A 17,604-nucleotide genomic window follows, 5' to 3' on the forward strand; every position below is an offset into this window, starting at 1 on the left:
TCGCAGTCAGGCAAAATTTTGCAGTAGGTTTGATGGTGGTTTTCCCGGAGAAGATATGTCACTCAGTCGTCGCCAGTTCATTCAGGCTACGGGCTTAGCGCTAGGCGCGGGTTCGTTGCCATTGAGGGCACAGGCTAATAGTACCCAGCAACCCTCGTTGCCTGTCCCACCTTTACTTGAATCTCGCCGTGGGCAACCGCTGTTTTTGACTTTACAGCGGGCGCATTGGGCATTCAGTGGCAAGCAGAAAGCCGCTGTGTGGGGTATCAACGGTATGTATCTAGGGCCGACTGTTCGGGTTTACAGCGGTGATGATGTTAAGCTCATTTACAGCAACCGTTTGGCTGAGCCGGTGTCTATGACTATCAGTGGGTTGCAAGTTCCGGGCACATTGATGGGCGGCGCTGCACGTATGATTACCCCCGGTGTTGATTGGTCACCGGTATTGCCTGTACGGCAACCTGCGGCAACTTGCTGGTATCACGCCAATACGCCCAACCGCATGGCTCCCCATGTTTACAATGGGTTAGCCGGTATGTGGCTGGTGGAAGATGAAGTCAGCAAAGCGATGCCACTACCAAGCCATTATGGTGTTGATGATTTCCCGATTATTATTCAGGATAAACGGCTGGATAACTTTGGCGTTCCGCAATATGACCCGCCAGCAAATGGGGGCTTTATGGGGGATACGTTGTTGGTTAACGGCGCACAAAGCCCATTTGTTGAAGTTTCTCGTGGTTGGGTGCGTTTACGTTTATTGAATGCGTCCAATGCCCGCCGCTATATATTGCAACTGAGTGACGGCCGCCCATTGCATGTGGTTGCCAGTGACCAGGGGTTCCTGCCTGCGCCGGTGATGGTACAGCAACTCTCGTTAGCGCCGGGTGAACGACGTGAGGTGGTTATCGATATGTCGCAGGGGAGCGAAGTGTCGATTACGGCGGGTGAGTCTGCCGGGATTATGGACAGGTTGCGCGGGCTATTTGAACCATCAAGTATTCTGATTTCCAGCTTGGTGCTGACATTAAAACCGACCGGTTTGTTGCCATTAGTCACTGATAATCTGCCAATACGTTTGCTCTCTGATCAGATTTTGGATGGCAATGCGGTGCGTTCTCGCGACTTCCGTTTGGGAGATGATTTGCCGGGAATCAATGGCGTTATCTGGGATATGAATCGGGCTGATGCTCAGGCACAGCAAGGTACTTGGGAACGTTGGACAATTCATGCGGACATGCCGCAAGCATTCCATATTCAGGGTGTTTCGTTCCTGGTGAAAAGTGTAAATGGTGCGCCAGCGATGGCCGAAGATAGGGGTTGGAAGGATACAGTTTGGGTTGATGGCGATGTAGAGTTACTGGTGTATTTCAATCAAGTATCTTCCGAGCATTTCCCGTTCTTGTTCTACAGCCAGAGCCTTGAGATGGCGGATCGTGGGTCAGCAGGACAATTGGTAACACAGGCCGCGCCGACACTCGGATAAGATTAATGGGGTCATTGTTTCGATAGATTATTGTTTCGATAGATTATTGCTTCGACGAATAATTGTCTCGATGAATAATCGTCCAGTGATCCTGTTCTAATTGATGGCGCGAATCATGTTATCAACAGATTTATCCCTCCTCTTTCCATGGATAAATGCGTATAATCGCCGCCCGGTGATGATTTCTTAACCCGAACCACCCCAATTTCCCCCAATTCAAAGAGTATTGCCATGAGTGCCAGCCTGATTCAGCCAGAGCGTGACCTGTTTTCTTATCAGCCTTATTGGGCTGAATGCTATGGCACTGCGCCATTTTTACCGATGTCTCGCGAAGAAATGGACATATTGGGCTGGGATAGCTGCGATATTATTGTCATCACCGGTGATGCGTATGTTGACCACCCCAGTTTTGGCATGGCTATCATTGGCCGCATGCTGGAGGCTCAGGGCTTCCGTGTGGGGATCATTGCTCAGCCAGATTGGACAAATAAAAATGATTTTATGCACTTGGGTGAGCCGAACCTGTTCTTCGGCGTCACCGCGGGCAATATGGACTCGATGATTAACCGCTATACCGCTGATCGCAAATTGCGCCATGACGATGCTTATACGCCGGATAATCAAAGCGGTAAGCGGCCAGACCGCGCCACTTTGGTGTATAGCCAGCGCTGCAAAGAGGCATATAGCCATGTGCCGGTATTGCTTGGCGGAATTGAAGCCAGCTTACGCCGTATTGCCCATTATGATTATTGGTCTGATACTGTGCGCCGCTCAGTCATTGTCGATGCCAAAGCCGATATGCTGGTGTACGGCAATGGCGAGCGGCCACTGGTTGAAGTGGCACACCGTCTGGCTGCGGGTGAGAAAATTGCTGATATTCAGGATGTGCGTAACACCGTTGTGATGCGCAAAACCCCATTACCGGGTTGGAGTGGCGTGGATTCTACTCGGTTGGATAAACCGGGCCGTATTGAAGCTATTCCGAATCCTTATGGTGAAGATTTGCCGTGCGCGACAGACAGTGTTCCCGAGCCGGAAGCCAAACCTATAACCGTACGGGCCGCCAAACCCAAACCATGGGAGAAGACCTATGTCTTGCTGCCATCCTATGACAAAGTGAAAGCAGACAAAGTATTGTATGCCCACACTTCGCGGATTTTACATCATGAAACCAACCCCGGTTGTGCACGGGCTTTGATGCAAAAACACGGCGACCGCTATATTTGGATTAATCCACCGGCTATCCCGCTCAGTACGGAAGAAATGGACAGCGTTTTTGCCCTGCCTTATCAGCGTGTGCCGCACCCGTCTTATGGGAAATCACCTATTCCAGCTTACGATATGATTCGTTTCTCGATCAATATCATGCGCGGTTGCTATGGTGGCTGTTCGTTCTGTTCGATTACCGAGCATGAAGGGCGCATTATTCAGAGCCGCTCTGAAGATTCTATCATTCGTGAGATAGAAGAAATTCGCGATAAAGTTCCTGGTTTTACCGGCATCATCTCTGATCTGGGTGGCCCAACGGCAAACATGTACATGCTGCGCTGCCAGTCGCCACGAGCCGAGCAAACTTGCCGCCGTGCATCCTGCGTTTACCCTGAAATCTGCCAGCACATGGACACTAACCATGAGCCGACCATTTCGCTCTATCGGCGAGCGCGTGATTTGAAAGGGATTAAAAAGATCCTGATTGCGTCTGGTGTTCGTTATGATCTGGCAGTAGAAGATCCACGTTATATCAAAGAATTAGCCAGCCATCATGTGGGCGGCTACTTGAAAATAGCCCCGGAACATACTGAAGAAGGGCCACTTTCAAAAATGATGAAACCGGGAATGGGCAGCTATCAGCGCTTTAAAGAGCTGTTTGATACCTATTCCAAGCAGGCCGGTAAAGAGCAATATTTGATTCCGTATTTTATCTCCGCCCATCCGGGGACAGAAGATAAAGATATGGTGAATTTGGCTCTTTGGCTGAAGAAAAACCGTTTCCGTTTGGATCAGGTGCAAAACTTCTATCCATCACCGCTGGCTAACTCCACCACCATGTATTACACCGGCAAGAACCCGCTGAGCAAAGTGGATTACAAGAGTGAGGATGTTGTTGTTCCGAAAGGAGATCGTCAGCGGCGGTTGCATAAAGCATTGTTGCGTTATCATGATCCCGCTAACTGGCCGATGATTCGCACGGCATTAGAGGAAATGGGGCTGCAAAACTTGATCGGTAGCCGCCGTGAATGTTTGGTTCCGGCACCGACTCTGGAAGAACAACGTGAAGCACGCCGGGCGTTTCGTCATCATACACCGGCGCTGACCAAGCACACTGCTATCACTCGTCAGCGTCAACCGGGTAACCGCACGAATGCAGCCTCAACAGGTAAAGCCCCTTTGGGTAAAACCGTGCAGGCCACTACGGGCAATTCCTCGCCCAAGACCGCAGGTAGCAAAACCGGCGCAAACAGAGCGCCGGTGAATAAACCCGCTGGTGTCGCCAGAGGGAAAGCTAAGCATCATTAATAAGCTGATAAATCAGCGGTCAGGCCCTGGGAGCATCTGGGTCTGGCCCCAGTCGTTTACCGCTATCTAACTTCGAAATTGCCGTCAGTTCATCTTTGTGTAGTTTAAAATCAAATACTTCAAAGTTTTCCCTGATGCGCGCCGGTGTCACTGATTTAGGAATAACAATCAGCCCGCTATCCAGATGCCAACGGATGACTATCTGTGCTGGAGTCTTACCATATTTTTGCGCCAATTCACGAATGATGGCTTGATCGAAAACGCCATCGCCGCCTTGAGCCAGCGGGCTCCAGGATTCTGTCGCAATATGATGTGTGGCATTCCATGCATGGAGCTGCCGCTGCTGGAGCAGCGGGTGAAGCTCAATCTGATTGACAGTCGGGGCAACGCCGGTTTCATCAATCAACCGCTGTAAGTGAGGGATATGGAAGTTACAAACGCCGATACTGCGAATCAAACCTTGCTCTTTCAAGGCGATCAATTCACGCCAGGCACCGACATAGCGGTCTTGTGCTGGGTCAGGCCAGTGAATTAGATAGAGATCCACATAATCGAGCTGAAGTTTTTTCAGACTCTCTTCCAGTGCTTGCTGAGGATTATTTTGGTTACTATTCCACAGCTTAGTGGTAATAAATAGCTCATCACGGGCGACATTGGCCGTTTGCAGCGCCTGACCAACACCCTCTTCATTTTTATAAATAGCCGCTGTATCGATTGAACGATAGCCGATCTCCAGTGCTTTGGTGACAGCAAGCTGTGTTTCTTCAATGCTTGCTTGCCAAACGCCAAGACCGAGTTGTGGCATCAGATTTCCATCGTGCAATTTGATAATGGGTTGCGTCACCATATTGATCTCCTCAGCTAAAATCACATTGTATTTCGCTAAACTATATTATTAGACCGCAGCTTCGTAGATACGTTTGCTATCTGCCAAAGTGATATCACTGTGCTCGCCAAGTGCGGTCATACCGTGCTCTTCTAATTTTTTGATTAAATCAGGAATGGTGCTGCCATCCAGTTTGTAATCAGATAAGCGAGTCGCGACACCCATGTCTTCAAAGAATTGACGGGTCGCTTCAATAGCCGCATCAATGCGTTGGTCTTCAGTGCCTTCACGGAGATCCCAGACACGTTCCGCATATTGCAATAATTTCGCGCGTTTTTGCTGTTTCTTCGCCACTAACAGAGCGGGCAATATCACCGCCAATGTTTGTGCATGATCCAGCCCGTGACGCGCTGTCAGTTCGTGGCCCAGCATATGAGTCGCCCAGTCTTGCGGGACACCGGCACCAATCAGGCCATTTAATGCCATGGTGGCGCTCCACATAATGTTGGCGCGTACATTGTAATTCTCAGGATCAGTTAAGGCTTTCGGGCCTTCTTCAATCAGAGTTAATAACAAACCTTCAGCAAAACGATCTTGAACTTTGGCGTCCACCGGATAAGTCAGGTATTGCTCAATGGTATGTACAAAAGCATCAACTACACCGTTAGCCACCTGGCGCGGTGGTAAGGTATAAGTCACCACTGGATCCAGCACAGCAAAGAGCGGCTGCACATACGGCGAGAAGAAATGTTGCTTATCACCGGTGCTGCGGCGGCTGATAACTGCGCCACTGTTAGCTTCAGAGCCAGTAGCAGGTAAGGTCAGCACTGAACCCATAGGCAGTGCTTCTTTGATATCGCTGCCGGTGGTTTCCAGAATATGCCATGGGTCTTGTGGATAATTGACGGCCGCCGCGATGAATTTAGTGCCATCCAATACTGAACCGCCACCCACGGCTAGCAGGAAAGTGGTTTTTTCTGCTCGGCAAACCTCAACGGCTTTCATTAAGGTTTCATAAGTAGGGTTTGGCTCAATGCCACCAAACTCTAGGTAATCAAAGCCTTGCAGTGCTTGGTGAACTTGGTCGAGTACACCATTTTGTTTGATGCTGCCGCCACCATAGGTAATTAAAATACGTGCATCAGCAGGAATTTCTTTATTCAGTTGCGCTATTTGACCAGTACCGAACAGCACTTTAGTCGGGGTATGAAGGGTAAAATTTTGCATGATTTGTCTTCCAGCTTAGGGTAAGGAACAATAAGAATTAAGAGATTAGTTTGTGGCGCAATAGCTTGCGGATAAATAATTGTTTGCCGCCATATCAGTGGTAGCCATTGTCGGTAACCTGGCGTTATACCTCAATGCACATTTCTGCCTTGCTCTTGCCTATTTCTCTAAATCACTGTAGAAAACTCGCAAAATACTGCACAATTTATGTCGGATCGTTCCAGATAACAGAAGCAGGTGAGGGCGCAATGGTTGAGGTTACGGATATTCAGGTACAGATGGCTGGGATGATTGCTCGTCTGGCTCAAGGCAATGGCTTAACCCCTAGCGCTGTACCAAAGGTGAAAATTCTCTATTCCACCGTACACCAACCGCGTACACCCGTCATGTATACCCCGAGTGTAGTTATTATATTTCAGGGGCATAAAGTGGGTTATCTGGGTAGCAAAGTATTTCAGTATGATCCGAAAAACTACCTGATTCTGACAGTGCCATTACCGTTTGAATGTGAAACTTTTGCCAGCTCGGAAGTGCCGCTGGCCGGGATTTCGATTCATATAGACAGCCAGATGCTACAGGATCTAATTATAGATATTGGTGATGACGAACTCGATAAACCTTTCGGTAATACCTCTGGTGTCAATTCATCTGTATTGACTGAAGAGATGCTATGCGCCACCGAGCGGTTGCTGGATGTGATGGCTAATCCTCGTGATGCCAGAGTGCTTGGCCCACAAATTGTGAGAGAAATCATCTACTACGTGTTATGTGGACAGTGCGGTGGGGCATTACAGGCTTTGGTTAATCGCCATGGGCACTTCAATCAAATTACCAAGACATTGCGGCGTATTGAAAATCAGTTTGCAGATAACCTGAATGTTGAACAATTAGCCGCGGATGTAAACATGAGCGTCTCCGCGTTTCATCATAATTTCAAAGCGGTGACTAACACTTCGCCACTACAATATTTGAAATCTTACCGGCTACATCGTGCGCGAATGATGATGCTACACGATGGGCTAAAGGCCAGTACCGCAGCGAATAAGGTAGGGTATGAGAGTGCTTCACAATTTAGCCGCGAGTTTAAACGCTATTTCGGCGTTACACCGAGTGAAGAAGTCGCCAAGTTACGCACTAACTGAGGTGATATCGATACAAAACGGCGCACTAAGCGCCGTTTAGTTGTTCGAGCGGAGAAGCTTACTCGGTCACACTTTTGCGTTTACACCAGACCAAGACCAGTGTGCCAACCAACCCGACCAATAACAAAACAATCGGCAAAATCATCAGCGCGGTCATGACTTGATTTTCATAATGCTTAACCAGGGGAATATGGCTAAGTGCAAAGCCCAGCCCCACGACACTACCAACCCATAGCAGCCCACTGAGCCAGTTAAAGAACTGAAAACGCGTGCTATTTAGACCTGAAATACCGGCTAAAGTGGGTAATAAAGTCCGGACAAAAGCCAGAAAACGGCCAATAATCAGGGCTGCCAGACCGTGGCGAACAAACAGGTTATGGGCGCGTTGTCGATAATGAGTAGGCAACTGCAACAGCCACCTTTTTACCACTTTGGTATCTCCCAACCATAACCCTTGCAGGTAACTCAGCCAACAACCCAAGCTGGCCGCAGCGGTCAAAATTATCATGGTGGGCCAGAATGCCATGACACCTTTGGCAATCAGTGCACCCGCCAATAGCAACAAGCTATCACCGGGGAGGAAAGAGGCTGGCAGCAAACCATTTTCTAAAAAAAGGGTGGTAAAAAGTATACCGTAAATAACCCAAATCACATTCGGGTCGGCAAGTTTACTAAAATCCTGCTGCCATAAGGCATGAAGGATTTCGCGTAATACATCCATTTCTGTTCCTGTTTGCCTATCGTGTGAGAATATTGTTATAAGGTTTTATCTAGTGTATCGGTAATGGCGCTAATCCACATTGATCTTATCCTCAATAACCGAATTTTTAAGGGCATATATACGTGCCGTTGACACTATTTGTGTAAGAGAGGATGAATGTGCGGAGACTTTGACCGCACATTCACAAACCATAGCGCTCATAAATGTTACTGCGAAGCTTTGATGCGCTCAAACCCAGCGGTTAAATCGTCCTGCAAATCTTGTACATTTTCCAGCCCAATGTGCAAACGGAACAATGTGCCTTTGATTTCCTCACCCTCATATTTGCGGATTGCCCGGATATCCTTGGGTTGATACCCCAGAATCAAAGACTCAAACCCGCCCCACGAGAAAGCCATACTGAAATGGGTAAAGTGGTCGAGATAAGCCTCTAACTGCTGCTGGGTTAACTCTTCTTTTAACTCAAAAGAAAACAAACCATTGCAGCCGGTGAAATCTCGTTTGTAGAATTCATGACCTTTGCAGCCGGGCAGGGCAGGGTGATAGACCGCCGCAACTTCCGGGCGCTGAACCAGCCAGTTTGCGATTTCGATACTGTTTTTTTCATGCTGCTTTAAACGCACACTCAGCGTGCGTAAGCCCCGGCTGGCAAGATAGGCGGTATCAGCATCCACCATTTGCCCCATTAGATAAGAATCTTCGCGTAGTTGCTCCCAACAGCGGGTGTTGGCGACCGCAATCCCCAGCATGGCATCGGAATGACCAATAATATATTTAGTTCCTGATTGGATGGAGATATCAATATCAAAATCCAAGGCTTTAAACAGCACGCCGGCCGCCCACGTATTGTCCATGATGATAATCATCTCTGGAGAAACCGCGCGAATAGCTTTGACTATCGCGGGAATATCTTGTACTTCCATCGTGATGGAACCGGGCGACTCAAGAAAAACCACTTTAGTTTGCGGTGTGATCAACGAGGCTATTTCGGCCCCTATCATGGGATCAAAATAAGTGGTGATGATATTCATACGCGATAAGATTTTATCGCAAAAACTTTGTGCCGGTTCATAAGCCGAGCCAGTCATCAACACATGATCGCCGGTGGAAACAAATGACAAAATGGCATTACTAATCGCGGCGGCACCGCAAGGATAAAGCACACAACCCGCGCCGCCTTCCAGTTCTGTCATCGCTTCTTGCAAAGAAAAATGGGTTAGCGTGCCTCTGCGGCCATAAAATAGCGCCCCATTTCCGCGATTAATTGTGGCGTGCTTTTTGGCTTTTACTGACTCAAAAACCAAAGAAGATGCGCGCTGAATGACGGTATTGACCGAGCCTTGGGTGAATTTCTGACTTCTGCCAGCGCTAACTAAGATTGTTTCCAATTTTTCTATCGTGGGTTTATTTGCAGACATAATCGCTTTGCCACCTTCTCATCAGCATGCCCATTATTCCATGGTCAGCATTCATTATTGGGATGTATTTATTCCTTACGTTAGCATGATGATTGTAATGAGAGGGTAGCTTTCACCATGAAAAAAACTAAAGAGGGTGACTCGCTGTTTTCCGCAGATTTGTAATGGAAAAATGCTGTGTAAGTGACGAAATAGGAAATTTATTAAGGGGAGGCCGTTAGGAGAGGGCTTAATTCATGCAAAAGCGCTCTCTGCAATAAATCCTTTTTTATTTTTACATAAAGTGTCACTCAATCTGTACAGCTCAGAATGTTTATCCGTTGATCCTGCCGCGTAGTCCCTGATATCAGGGGGATTCTTATTTTTTCTCAAAAAATAGGCGTAAATACTAATGATAATTACTATCAATTCCCGGTTTGTTTGATATGATCGGCAGCTGATTTCGTCCTTAAATTGATATGCATATTGGGTGGAGGCGCAGCGTGAAAACAGCTGACAAAAAGATTAAAGACAAATCATTCGTGCAAGGCCGAATGATGAAAGGCGCGATGGCATTATTGCTGGTGGCAGGTTTAACCGGTCATGCATTCGCCGCACCGGGCAACAGTAGCGCAGTCGCTGCATCAGTTACGACACCAACGACGACAGCAACATCAACGCCGTTACCTGCACCGGAAATTACATCTGTAGCAGCCCCTGCTAATGCAGAAGCTGTAGTACCCACAATATCGGTACCGTCAGTTCAGCCATTAACGGCTCCTGCCCCACAAGGCTTGGCGATGGATCTCTCCGTTTGGGGCATGTATCAACATGCTGATGTGGTGGTGAAAGGCGTAATGATTGGCTTGGTATTGGCATCAATCGTGACCTGGACCATTCTGTTTTCCAAAGGGACTGAATTATTCCGAGCACGCCGCCGTTTACGGCAAGAACACGAGGTTATCGGCGCGGTTACTGATCTTGATACCGCGTCTGAGCGAGCAGAGGTTTTCTCTCCAGAGAGCATCAGCGGTCTATTACTGCGTGAAGCGCAAAACGAGCGCCTATTATCGGCAGAATCAAACGATAACAACGGCATTAAAGAACGTACTGCTTTTCGTCTGGAGCGCCGTGTTTCTGCCATTAGCCGCCAAATGGGCAAAGGTAATGGCTTCTTGGCGACAATCGGTGCCATTTCTCCGTTTGTCGGTTTGTTTGGTACTGTTTGGGGCATCATGAACAGCTTTATCGGTATTGCCCACTCACAGACGACTAATCTGGCTGTTGTTGCTCCGGGTATTGCCGAAGCTTTGCTGGCAACAGCACTTGGCTTGGTTGCCGCAATTCCTGCGGTGGTTATCTATAACATTTTCGCTCGCCTGATTGGTTCTTACCGCGCTCAGGTAGGGGATGTTGCTGCACAGGTATTATTATTGCTGAGCCGTGATCTTGATTTGAGCAGCAGCGCTGAAGCAAAGTCACCTAAGCAGCCTCACCAATTGCGTGCGGGGTGATTTATGGCCATGCGGATGAACGATAACCTCGATGAAAGTGGTGAACTGCACGAAATTAACGTGACACCTTTCATCGATGTCATGCTGGTATTGCTGATTATCTTTATGGTGGCAGCACCATTGGCAACGGTTGATATCAAAGTGGACTTACCGGCATCTTCAGCGGTGCCACAGCCGCGCCCAGAGAAGCCGGTTTTTTTGACAGTGAAAGCTGATAATCAGCTGTATGTCGGCGATCAGCAGGTCGACCGCGATACACTGGCGGCGGCGCTGGATAAAGTGACCCAATCTAACAAAGAAACCACCATTTTCTTCCAGGCGGATAAAGTGGTGGATTATGAAACGCTGATGAGCGTGATGGATGCATTGCGTAAATCGGGTTATCTCAAGGTGGGGTTAGTCGGCATGGAAGCGGGTGGCGCAAAATAGTCAATAACAGGCGCGGTGATATTACCGCGCCTGATCTCAGTTTTTAGGTATATTACGGCCAACTTCATCATTTGCTAAGAGTGCTTGCTCCAGGTCTTGCTCCAATTCATGAGCATTCTGAGCCAGATAGAAATTATTCTCCCCAACACACTTTTTCCAGTCAATATCCTCTCTTGGAACATATCCAATACCAATAAATACCATTCTAATGTTATTTTTTTTTATTTTTTCACACATCCCTTTCTCAATAAGTGTTTTAGTAATATTAAAGTAGTTTTTATCTTTATAATCTTCAGGAAGGTTAGCGTTAATATGATTACTATCATCACCGTCAGAAAGAATAATCATTAGTTTTTTGTGATTATTATTTGTTTCTTTAAAAATATTATTTCCAACTAGAATTCCTGAGCTTATTAACGTTGCACCACCCACATCAAAATTTACAACATCAGATAATACTGAATCAGTCATATTACTTTTTTCAATAATATGAGTGTCTAGATTTTTTAAGCAAAACTCATTATTAAGAACATCAGATATAGGTATGTTAATATTTCTCTCTTCGGTTTTATGAGAAATTGAGTCAATTGTCTGTTCGTAGTCAATGTTGTCTGCAATAATTGTCCATATAATTACTGCATAATCAATAAAAGTAGCATATCTAAAAAAAGAAACAGCTTTTGACTTGTTTTTGTCATCAATCATGATTCTTTCAATTTTATCTTTAACGAATGTAACCTTGTCTGTGTCTTGATTTAACTTCCCATACTCAGTGTTTAAAATATCGCCCAATTGTTCTAATCCGTTAAATTTTTTTAATCCAGACGCAGTGTAACGACTCAGATAATTGCCTTTTGACCTGTATTTTTTAGGTACAAATGGGTAGTGACAAAACATTTCATTTTTTATAATCTTTTTACTTCCCCATGAAAATGGCGCAAATCCAATAACATTAATGACATCATTATTGTCTATTTTATCATTCAGCTTTTTTAATATTTTTCTTAATGACTCTATTTTACTTTCAGTTTTCTCAGAATGTTCAAACGACTCATTCATTGAACCAGAATAGTCAGCAACAAAGACAACGTCTGTGGGTTCAGAGTGATTGGAGATATATTTTTTAGCCGCACCACTATCAGTAATATTTATATTACTATTCGTGCTAGTAAGAGCTGTTTTATTTAAAAATAATGCAGGGTAATTCATAGTAATAGCTACATTATATTGGAGATGATTTGTGCTCTTATCTATCACTATTCTTGGTGTTGAAAACTCTTCTAATGGTAAGTATGCCCTGGCATAAGAAGAGACAAGGGCATTATTCTTTTGTTCTTGGATAGCATCAGGATTGTCATTATTTTCAACTGTTAATGCTAATGCAGCTTGCTCTATAGCATCAGAGAGTTTGGCTTTTTTTTGTATAAAAAGAGAGATTTCAAAAGACACAAAAATCAGCCCAATAAAAAAAGGCAATAAAATAATAAATGGCAATAATATTGCACCGCTTTCATTCTTTATAAGCCTCTGTATATTTATAAAAGTAATGTTTTTTTCCAACATAAATAACCTTTACTGTATGAGTGTTGTATTCATATATTTAGATATTAACGTTCGATCGTAATAGAGGATGATTTTATTGGTGCAAATAGGGTTCCAGACCCAGGAGCTGACGATAAACATAATGTCACTTGATAAAGAGGTATCCATCTCCCGGCATTACTGAATGTTGATAACTGAGCTAACTCATTGAGTGGTCTGTTCGGCTCACAAGTCCCAACATTGAAAGACAAACTTTTCGTATTATCAATACTCTTACTTGTGACTGCGGATGACTCGGTTTGATTGAAATGCAGTGTTTCTATATTTATTGCAAGGTTATGAACAGGATTGCCTGAATTTAACAACATATTGTCCGCTAACTGTTTTATTTGATTAACCTTTTCTTGTGTTAATATATAATCATTATTATATAGCCGTGCTCTTTCGCGTACTATTCCAGCTAATGAATATGAAATGCGATCTAACTTTCCAACGTTTGAGTAATAATTCGAGACTGATATTAATGTTTTTATAAAAATAGTCATGATGAAAATAACAAAAACAAACTCAACAATGATTGCGCCATGTGTATTTTTAATTATGTTTATTTGATTATTTTTCTTGTACAAGAATAACCTCTCGTGAGAGTAAAATAGTAGGCCAAGAAGATAAAATAGGAAAAAAAACTGGGCGATATAAATAACTGACACTATATTTAGCTAGCGGAAGTTTATTATTATCTGATGTGTTATGGTTAATCATATCCGAAATGTTTTCACTAAAAATAACATTTGCGTTTAACGCATTGTCCTCAGTGATAAATGAACCTAAAACTCCTTGATGTGAAACTAATTTCTGCCGTAGCATTGAGGTATAGCTAATATCGTCATGCCGTTCTTTATTCTTGGCTGACTTCGCTGCTTCGGAAACTGCCAAATCTAAATTGGCTGAAATATAAAGTAAACGAGCAATCTCAGCACTAAACAGGAGCATGAGTAAAAATAAAATAAAGACGATTGAAAACTCGATAGTGATAGAACCTTTGTTTTCGTACAAAAAAGTAAAGTTCATTTTTCTCATTAGTCAACCTTGCCAGAAAATTTATCTTGATATGGATTACTCACTTGACTGAGGGCTAATATTAATTCATCAGGATTTTTAGCCATTTTTTCAGCTGAAATTATCTTTTTTGCATATTGATGATCATTGAGCTTAACTAATGAGAAAACCAAATTATGTAATATTAAACTATCTTTTTTTCCTGCCAGATAGTCAGGAAGTAATATTCTGACTGCATCAGAATAACGCTCATCAAGTATGGCGATCACTGCGAGGTTATTCATTGCTGTTTCATCAGAAATAAACAAATTTCTGGATTGTTCAATAGCGTTTTTAGCGTTATTTATTTCGCCATTATTGGCAAAAATAATACCTTTTATATTGTGCGCTTCTGCATTTTTTGGCGAAATAACCAATAATTTATCAATAACAACCTTGGCTGCCGTATCATCATTATTGTTAATAAGGTTTTTGGCCTGTAATAAATAAATAGACTCATTGGGTTTATGTGCTATTGGGCTCAAGTAGTATAATGATGATTTAGTATCACCAGCAAGGTAATATGTATTGGCTAATTTTAATCTAATATCATCATCTTCTTTTGTTTTTAATTCATTACGGTATAGAGTAATTAGTCCATTATAGTTTTTTGCTTTGGTTAAAATACTTTCTCGATAAGAAAATTCTTTTTTACTCATGCCATTATTCCAGGAACAACCATTGATCATAAAAGCAAGAATTGAAAACATAATAATTTTTCTAAGTTTTTTATACATAGGTAAGTATCTCCAATATGCTGGGTGATATAACTAATACGATAAATGGAATAAGAATAAAGAGAAATAGCGGGAATGTTAATTTTGCTGATAATTTACTTATTTTTTCCTCTGTTACTAATAATTGCATCTCTCTTATATCTTGAGACAATTTAATCAGTTGTTCATATACACTTGAACCAAAACTAATACTGTATTGAAGCGCACTGCAAAACATTCTTATTTCTGTGGCAGAAGAGCACTGATGAAACTCTTTAATAGCTGATTCTAATCCATTTATCTCTGCATGTTTGGTTATTTTAAGGATCATTCGGCTTAAATCTGAGTTTATTAATGTAAATTTTTTTGCCGTGTAACTGAGAGAGTTATCTATTGTCATGCCGGATTGAACACACGCGGCGGTGATATCAATAAAGAAGGGTAGTGATTTAAGCACAGAATCAGTTCTTCTGGTAATAACGTTTTTTATAACTATTTTAGGGAGGTATAGAGTGGTTATCAGAATTGTTAATCCAATAATCAGTGAACTTCTAAAGCTAATTGTTATTATATCAATTGACAACAATATGAATATTACCGTCAAGAGTGCAACGATAATAATAATTTTGAAATAAATGACCTCTTCCAGAAGAAAAGGAATAGAGATGTAGTTAGACAGGGTTTTATCCTGATTGTTGACTTCTTTTTTATCTTGGTGTTTATCATTTTCGTTTATTTTATTATATATATAAACTCTTTTTACTCTTGATTTTGTTTTTAACAGAAGGATTAACCCTAATGATAACAATAAAATTAAAAATATATTCATAAGGCCTTCCTGAGCATTTTTCTTATTAAGTAAATTCCAATGATTTCACTGGTTATAATATAATAAAATATAATTTCCCCTACAGGATGATTCCATATTGATTCTATGCTGGTAGAATCAATAAAATAAAGTAAAAGAGAAAAGGCGATCGGCATAAAACAAATAATATTGACAGACATTCGTGTCTGAGCAGTCATTACGGCTTTCTTCTGCTCAGAATTTTTATTTTTTGTTATCACCTGTGATAGCCGGCTAGTCAATTCTTTTAATTGCCCCCCTTGTTGAAGATTAAGCAAAATTATTGTAATTAGAAAATAGAATTCAGGGTAATGGAATCTTTTATAGGCATCATAAAAAACAATTTCAGGTGATTCTCCCAGATTTAGTCGACGACAAATAAGGCTCATTTCATGTCCTAGTGGCCCATTTATTTCTTTCCCACAGCGTTCTAGTACTTGATTAATACTGGCTCCACTGCTCACCGCCATGTTTATCATCAAGAGAACTTCTGGAAAGTTTTGTTTAAAAAAAGAATGATGTATTTTTCGGGATAATTTTACTTGAAAAAACACAATACTTATAAACATAAAAATTAAAATGAGAACTATATTAAAATGAAACCATAAAGTATTAATGAAAAAAACACATATTGAATAAATTATTGGCATCGCAATATGCAATTTGTTTTTATCATTAATAATTCCATGCAAATACTGTAACCATTCTGAAATTATTTTTTTATAAAATAAAATAAATAAATTATCACTTACAGATTTCTTTCTATTATCATTGACGATTGATTTTTTGATTTTCATCCATTTAAAATTGCTCAATAATAGCAATAATATACCGGACGACAGTATTATGTAGTAAATCACTTTTCCACCATAGAAAAAATACTATTTAATTCATCAGATAAGTTATATATGTCGGCATTTATTCTAACAGAGGAACGGCTAAATAATCCATGATTGATAAATTCTCCTTGAATCTTACCTTGTTCATCCCGTAATTTTTCTGGTTCAAATGAAAATATATTCTGTAGTATGACATTATCACCTTCCATTCCCATAATTTCGCTAATATAACGTACTTTTCTTGTACCATCACTCATTCGAGAAACTTGTACAATAATATTGATTGCAGATGCTATATTCCGTCGGATAGTAAAGAGAGGCATATTAACCGGGCCCATCATTATCATACTTTCCAGACGGGCAATAGCATCACGGGGTGAGTTAGCGTGCAATGTTGACATCGAACCATTGTGGCCTGTATTCATTGCTTGAAGCATCTCAAAGGTTTCCTCGCCTCGACATTCGCCGATAATTATTCTATCGGGGCGCATTCGTAGCGAGTTAATTACTAAGTCTCGCATAGTGATTTGTCCTGTATTCTCCAGACCCGCTAACCGGGTTTCCATTCTCACAACATGAGGTTGCTCAAGATTCAACTCTGCTGCATCTTCTAAAGTAATAACTCTCTCACTCTTAGAAATATACTTCGATAAAGCATTAAGTAGCGTTGTTTTTCCCGAACCAGTACCACCAGAGACAACGATATTGACCCTACAACTGGCCGCAATAATCAGAAAGTTAGCCATATTGCTACTCATCGCACCCATATCAACTAAGTCTTCTAGTTTTCGGTTGTTATTACTAAACTTTCGGATAGAAAGTACAGTGCCATCCAGGGCTATGGGGCTCATTGCTACATTGATACGGCTGCCGTCAATTAAACGTGCATCTGCTAAGGGGCGGCCTTCATCAATACGACGATTTACCCTTTGCATTAAACGTTTGGTAATATCTGTCAGTTGATTATTATTAATAAATCGCAGATCAGTTAAAGTGATCAGGCCATAGCGTTCAACAAATATCTTATTAGGTCCATTAACCATAATGTCACTAATTGAGTCATCCTCCATCAGCTCTCTTAATGGCCCAAAACCAGTGATTTCATCAGCAATCATTGAAATTATTTTTTTCTGATCCTGAGTTGTTAATTTATATTCATTATCATTATATAAATCATGAAATGTTTGAGATAATAATCCACTGAGTTTACTGTAATCATCAACAAGATTTTCAACTTTATCTATATCAATATTAGCCAGCATTTTTTCGCGAATTAATTCTTGTATAGTTAATGATACTTTCATTG

General features: G+C 42.4%; 16 protein-coding genes. 5 read left to right on the plus strand and 11 right to left on the minus strand.

Translation table 11 applies throughout. The features are described from left to right. The first annotated feature begins 55 nt into the window (after positions 1–55). Together ftsP and OVO64_RS13790 are read left to right on the plus strand one after the other, a co-directional pair. On the plus strand, positions 56–1,483 hold the full coding sequence (ftsP, locus tag OVO64_RS13785; protein ID WP_038638990.1) for a cell division protein FtsP: 1,428 nt from the start codon (positions 56–58) through the stop codon (positions 1,481–1,483). A gap of 231 nt (positions 1,484–1,714) precedes the next feature. Then, the gene (locus tag OVO64_RS13790) at positions 1,715–4,000 is read left to right on the plus strand and encodes a YgiQ family radical SAM protein (protein ID WP_267248834.1); all 2,286 of its coding nucleotides are present in this window, start codon (positions 1,715–1,717) and stop codon (positions 3,998–4,000) included. A gap of 19 nt (positions 4,001–4,019) precedes the next feature. Here the strand turns inward: OVO64_RS13790 and dkgA are convergent, their stop codons facing one another. Continuing rightward, positions 4,020–4,847, minus strand: a complete 828-nt coding sequence (dkgA, locus tag OVO64_RS13795) for a 2,5-didehydrogluconate reductase DkgA (protein ID WP_038638997.1) — start codon at positions 4,845–4,847, stop codon at positions 4,020–4,022. 48 nt (positions 4,848–4,895) lie between these two features. Next, positions 4,896–6,053, minus strand: a complete 1,158-nt coding sequence (gene yqhD, locus OVO64_RS13800) for an alcohol dehydrogenase (protein WP_267248835.1) — start codon at positions 6,051–6,053, stop codon at positions 4,896–4,898. A gap of 248 nt (positions 6,054–6,301) precedes the next feature. On the opposite strand from yqhD, the gene OVO64_RS13805 reads away from it, so the two are divergent. Beyond that, positions 6,302–7,195 carry an AraC family transcriptional regulator gene (locus tag OVO64_RS13805; RefSeq protein ID WP_038639002.1) on the plus strand — a complete coding sequence of 298 codons (894 nt, stop codon included), beginning with the start codon at positions 6,302–6,304 and terminating at the stop codon, positions 7,193–7,195. A gap of 58 nt (positions 7,196–7,253) precedes the next feature. Here OVO64_RS13805 and OVO64_RS13810 read toward each other — a convergent pair whose 3' ends face one another. Both OVO64_RS13810 and metC read right to left on the minus strand, forming a co-directional pair. Beyond that, positions 7,254–7,916 carry a DedA family protein gene (locus OVO64_RS13810; protein ID WP_038639004.1) on the minus strand — a complete coding sequence of 221 codons (663 nt, stop codon included), beginning with the start codon at positions 7,914–7,916 and terminating at the stop codon, positions 7,254–7,256. A 206-nt stretch (positions 7,917–8,122) separates the two neighbouring features. Beyond that, entirely contained in the window at positions 8,123–9,334 is a 1,212-nt protein-coding gene (gene metC, locus OVO64_RS13815) for a cystathionine beta-lyase (protein ID WP_038639007.1), read from the minus strand. A 482-nt stretch (positions 9,335–9,816) separates the two neighbouring features. On the opposite strand from metC, the gene exbB reads away from it, so the two are divergent. Continuing rightward, positions 9,817–10,827, plus strand: a complete 1,011-nt coding sequence (gene exbB / locus OVO64_RS13820; RefSeq protein WP_267248836.1) for a tol-pal system-associated acyl-CoA thioesterase — start codon at positions 9,817–9,819, stop codon at positions 10,825–10,827. A 3-nt stretch (positions 10,828–10,830) separates the two neighbouring features. After that, entirely contained in the window at positions 10,831–11,256 is a 426-nt protein-coding gene (gene exbD, locus OVO64_RS13825) for a TonB system transport protein ExbD (protein ID WP_004390102.1), read from the plus strand. A 36-nt stretch (positions 11,257–11,292) separates the two neighbouring features. On the opposite strand, the gene OVO64_RS13830 is transcribed toward exbD, so the two are convergent. From OVO64_RS13830 to OVO64_RS13860, 7 genes are read right to left on the minus strand one after another with little or no spacing between them, the layout of a single operon-like run. Then, entirely contained in the window at positions 11,293–12,819 is a 1,527-nt protein-coding gene (locus OVO64_RS13830; RefSeq protein ID WP_145585639.1) for a TadE/TadG family type IV pilus assembly protein, read from the minus strand. Positions 12,820–12,863: 44 nt separating this feature from the next. Next, positions 12,864–13,427 carry a tight adherence pilus pseudopilin TadF gene (gene tadF, locus OVO64_RS13835; protein ID WP_145509434.1) on the minus strand — a complete coding sequence of 188 codons (564 nt, stop codon included), beginning with the start codon at positions 13,425–13,427 and terminating at the stop codon, positions 12,864–12,866. Continuing rightward, positions 13,411–13,878 carry a TadE/TadG family type IV pilus assembly protein gene (locus OVO64_RS13840; protein ID WP_038639016.1) on the minus strand — a complete coding sequence of 156 codons (468 nt, stop codon included), beginning with the start codon at positions 13,876–13,878 and terminating at the stop codon, positions 13,411–13,413. Before OVO64_RS13840 ends, tadF begins: the two co-directional genes overlap by 17 nt. Beyond that, positions 13,878–14,633, minus strand: coding sequence for a tetratricopeptide repeat protein (locus OVO64_RS13845; protein WP_038639019.1), 756 nt, complete (start codon positions 14,631–14,633; stop codon positions 13,878–13,880). Before OVO64_RS13845 ends, OVO64_RS13840 begins: the two co-directional genes overlap by 1 nt. Next, a complete protein-coding gene (locus OVO64_RS13850; protein WP_038639021.1) occupies positions 14,626–15,441 on the minus strand; it encodes a type II secretion system F family protein in 816 nt (271 codons plus the stop codon). Before OVO64_RS13850 ends, OVO64_RS13845 begins: the two co-directional genes overlap by 8 nt. Beyond that, positions 15,438–16,319 (minus strand): type II secretion system F family protein, encoded by an 882-nt coding sequence (locus tag OVO64_RS13855; RefSeq protein ID WP_038639025.1) that lies wholly within the window; start codon positions 16,317–16,319, stop codon positions 15,438–15,440. The genes OVO64_RS13850 and OVO64_RS13855 overlap by 4 nt, the downstream gene beginning before the upstream one ends. Beyond that, positions 16,316–17,602: a CpaF family protein gene (locus tag OVO64_RS13860; protein ID WP_038639027.1), complete on the minus strand. Its 1,287-nt coding sequence runs from the start codon at positions 17,600–17,602 to the stop codon at positions 16,316–16,318. Before OVO64_RS13860 ends, OVO64_RS13855 begins: the two co-directional genes overlap by 4 nt. Positions 17,603–17,604 lie beyond the last annotated feature (2 nt).

Origin of the sequence: Yersinia sp. Marseille-Q5920 (genome assembly GCF_946902935.1) — a bacterium.
GTDB lineage: Bacteria > Pseudomonadota > Gammaproteobacteria > Enterobacterales > Enterobacteriaceae > Yersinia > Yersinia rochesterensis.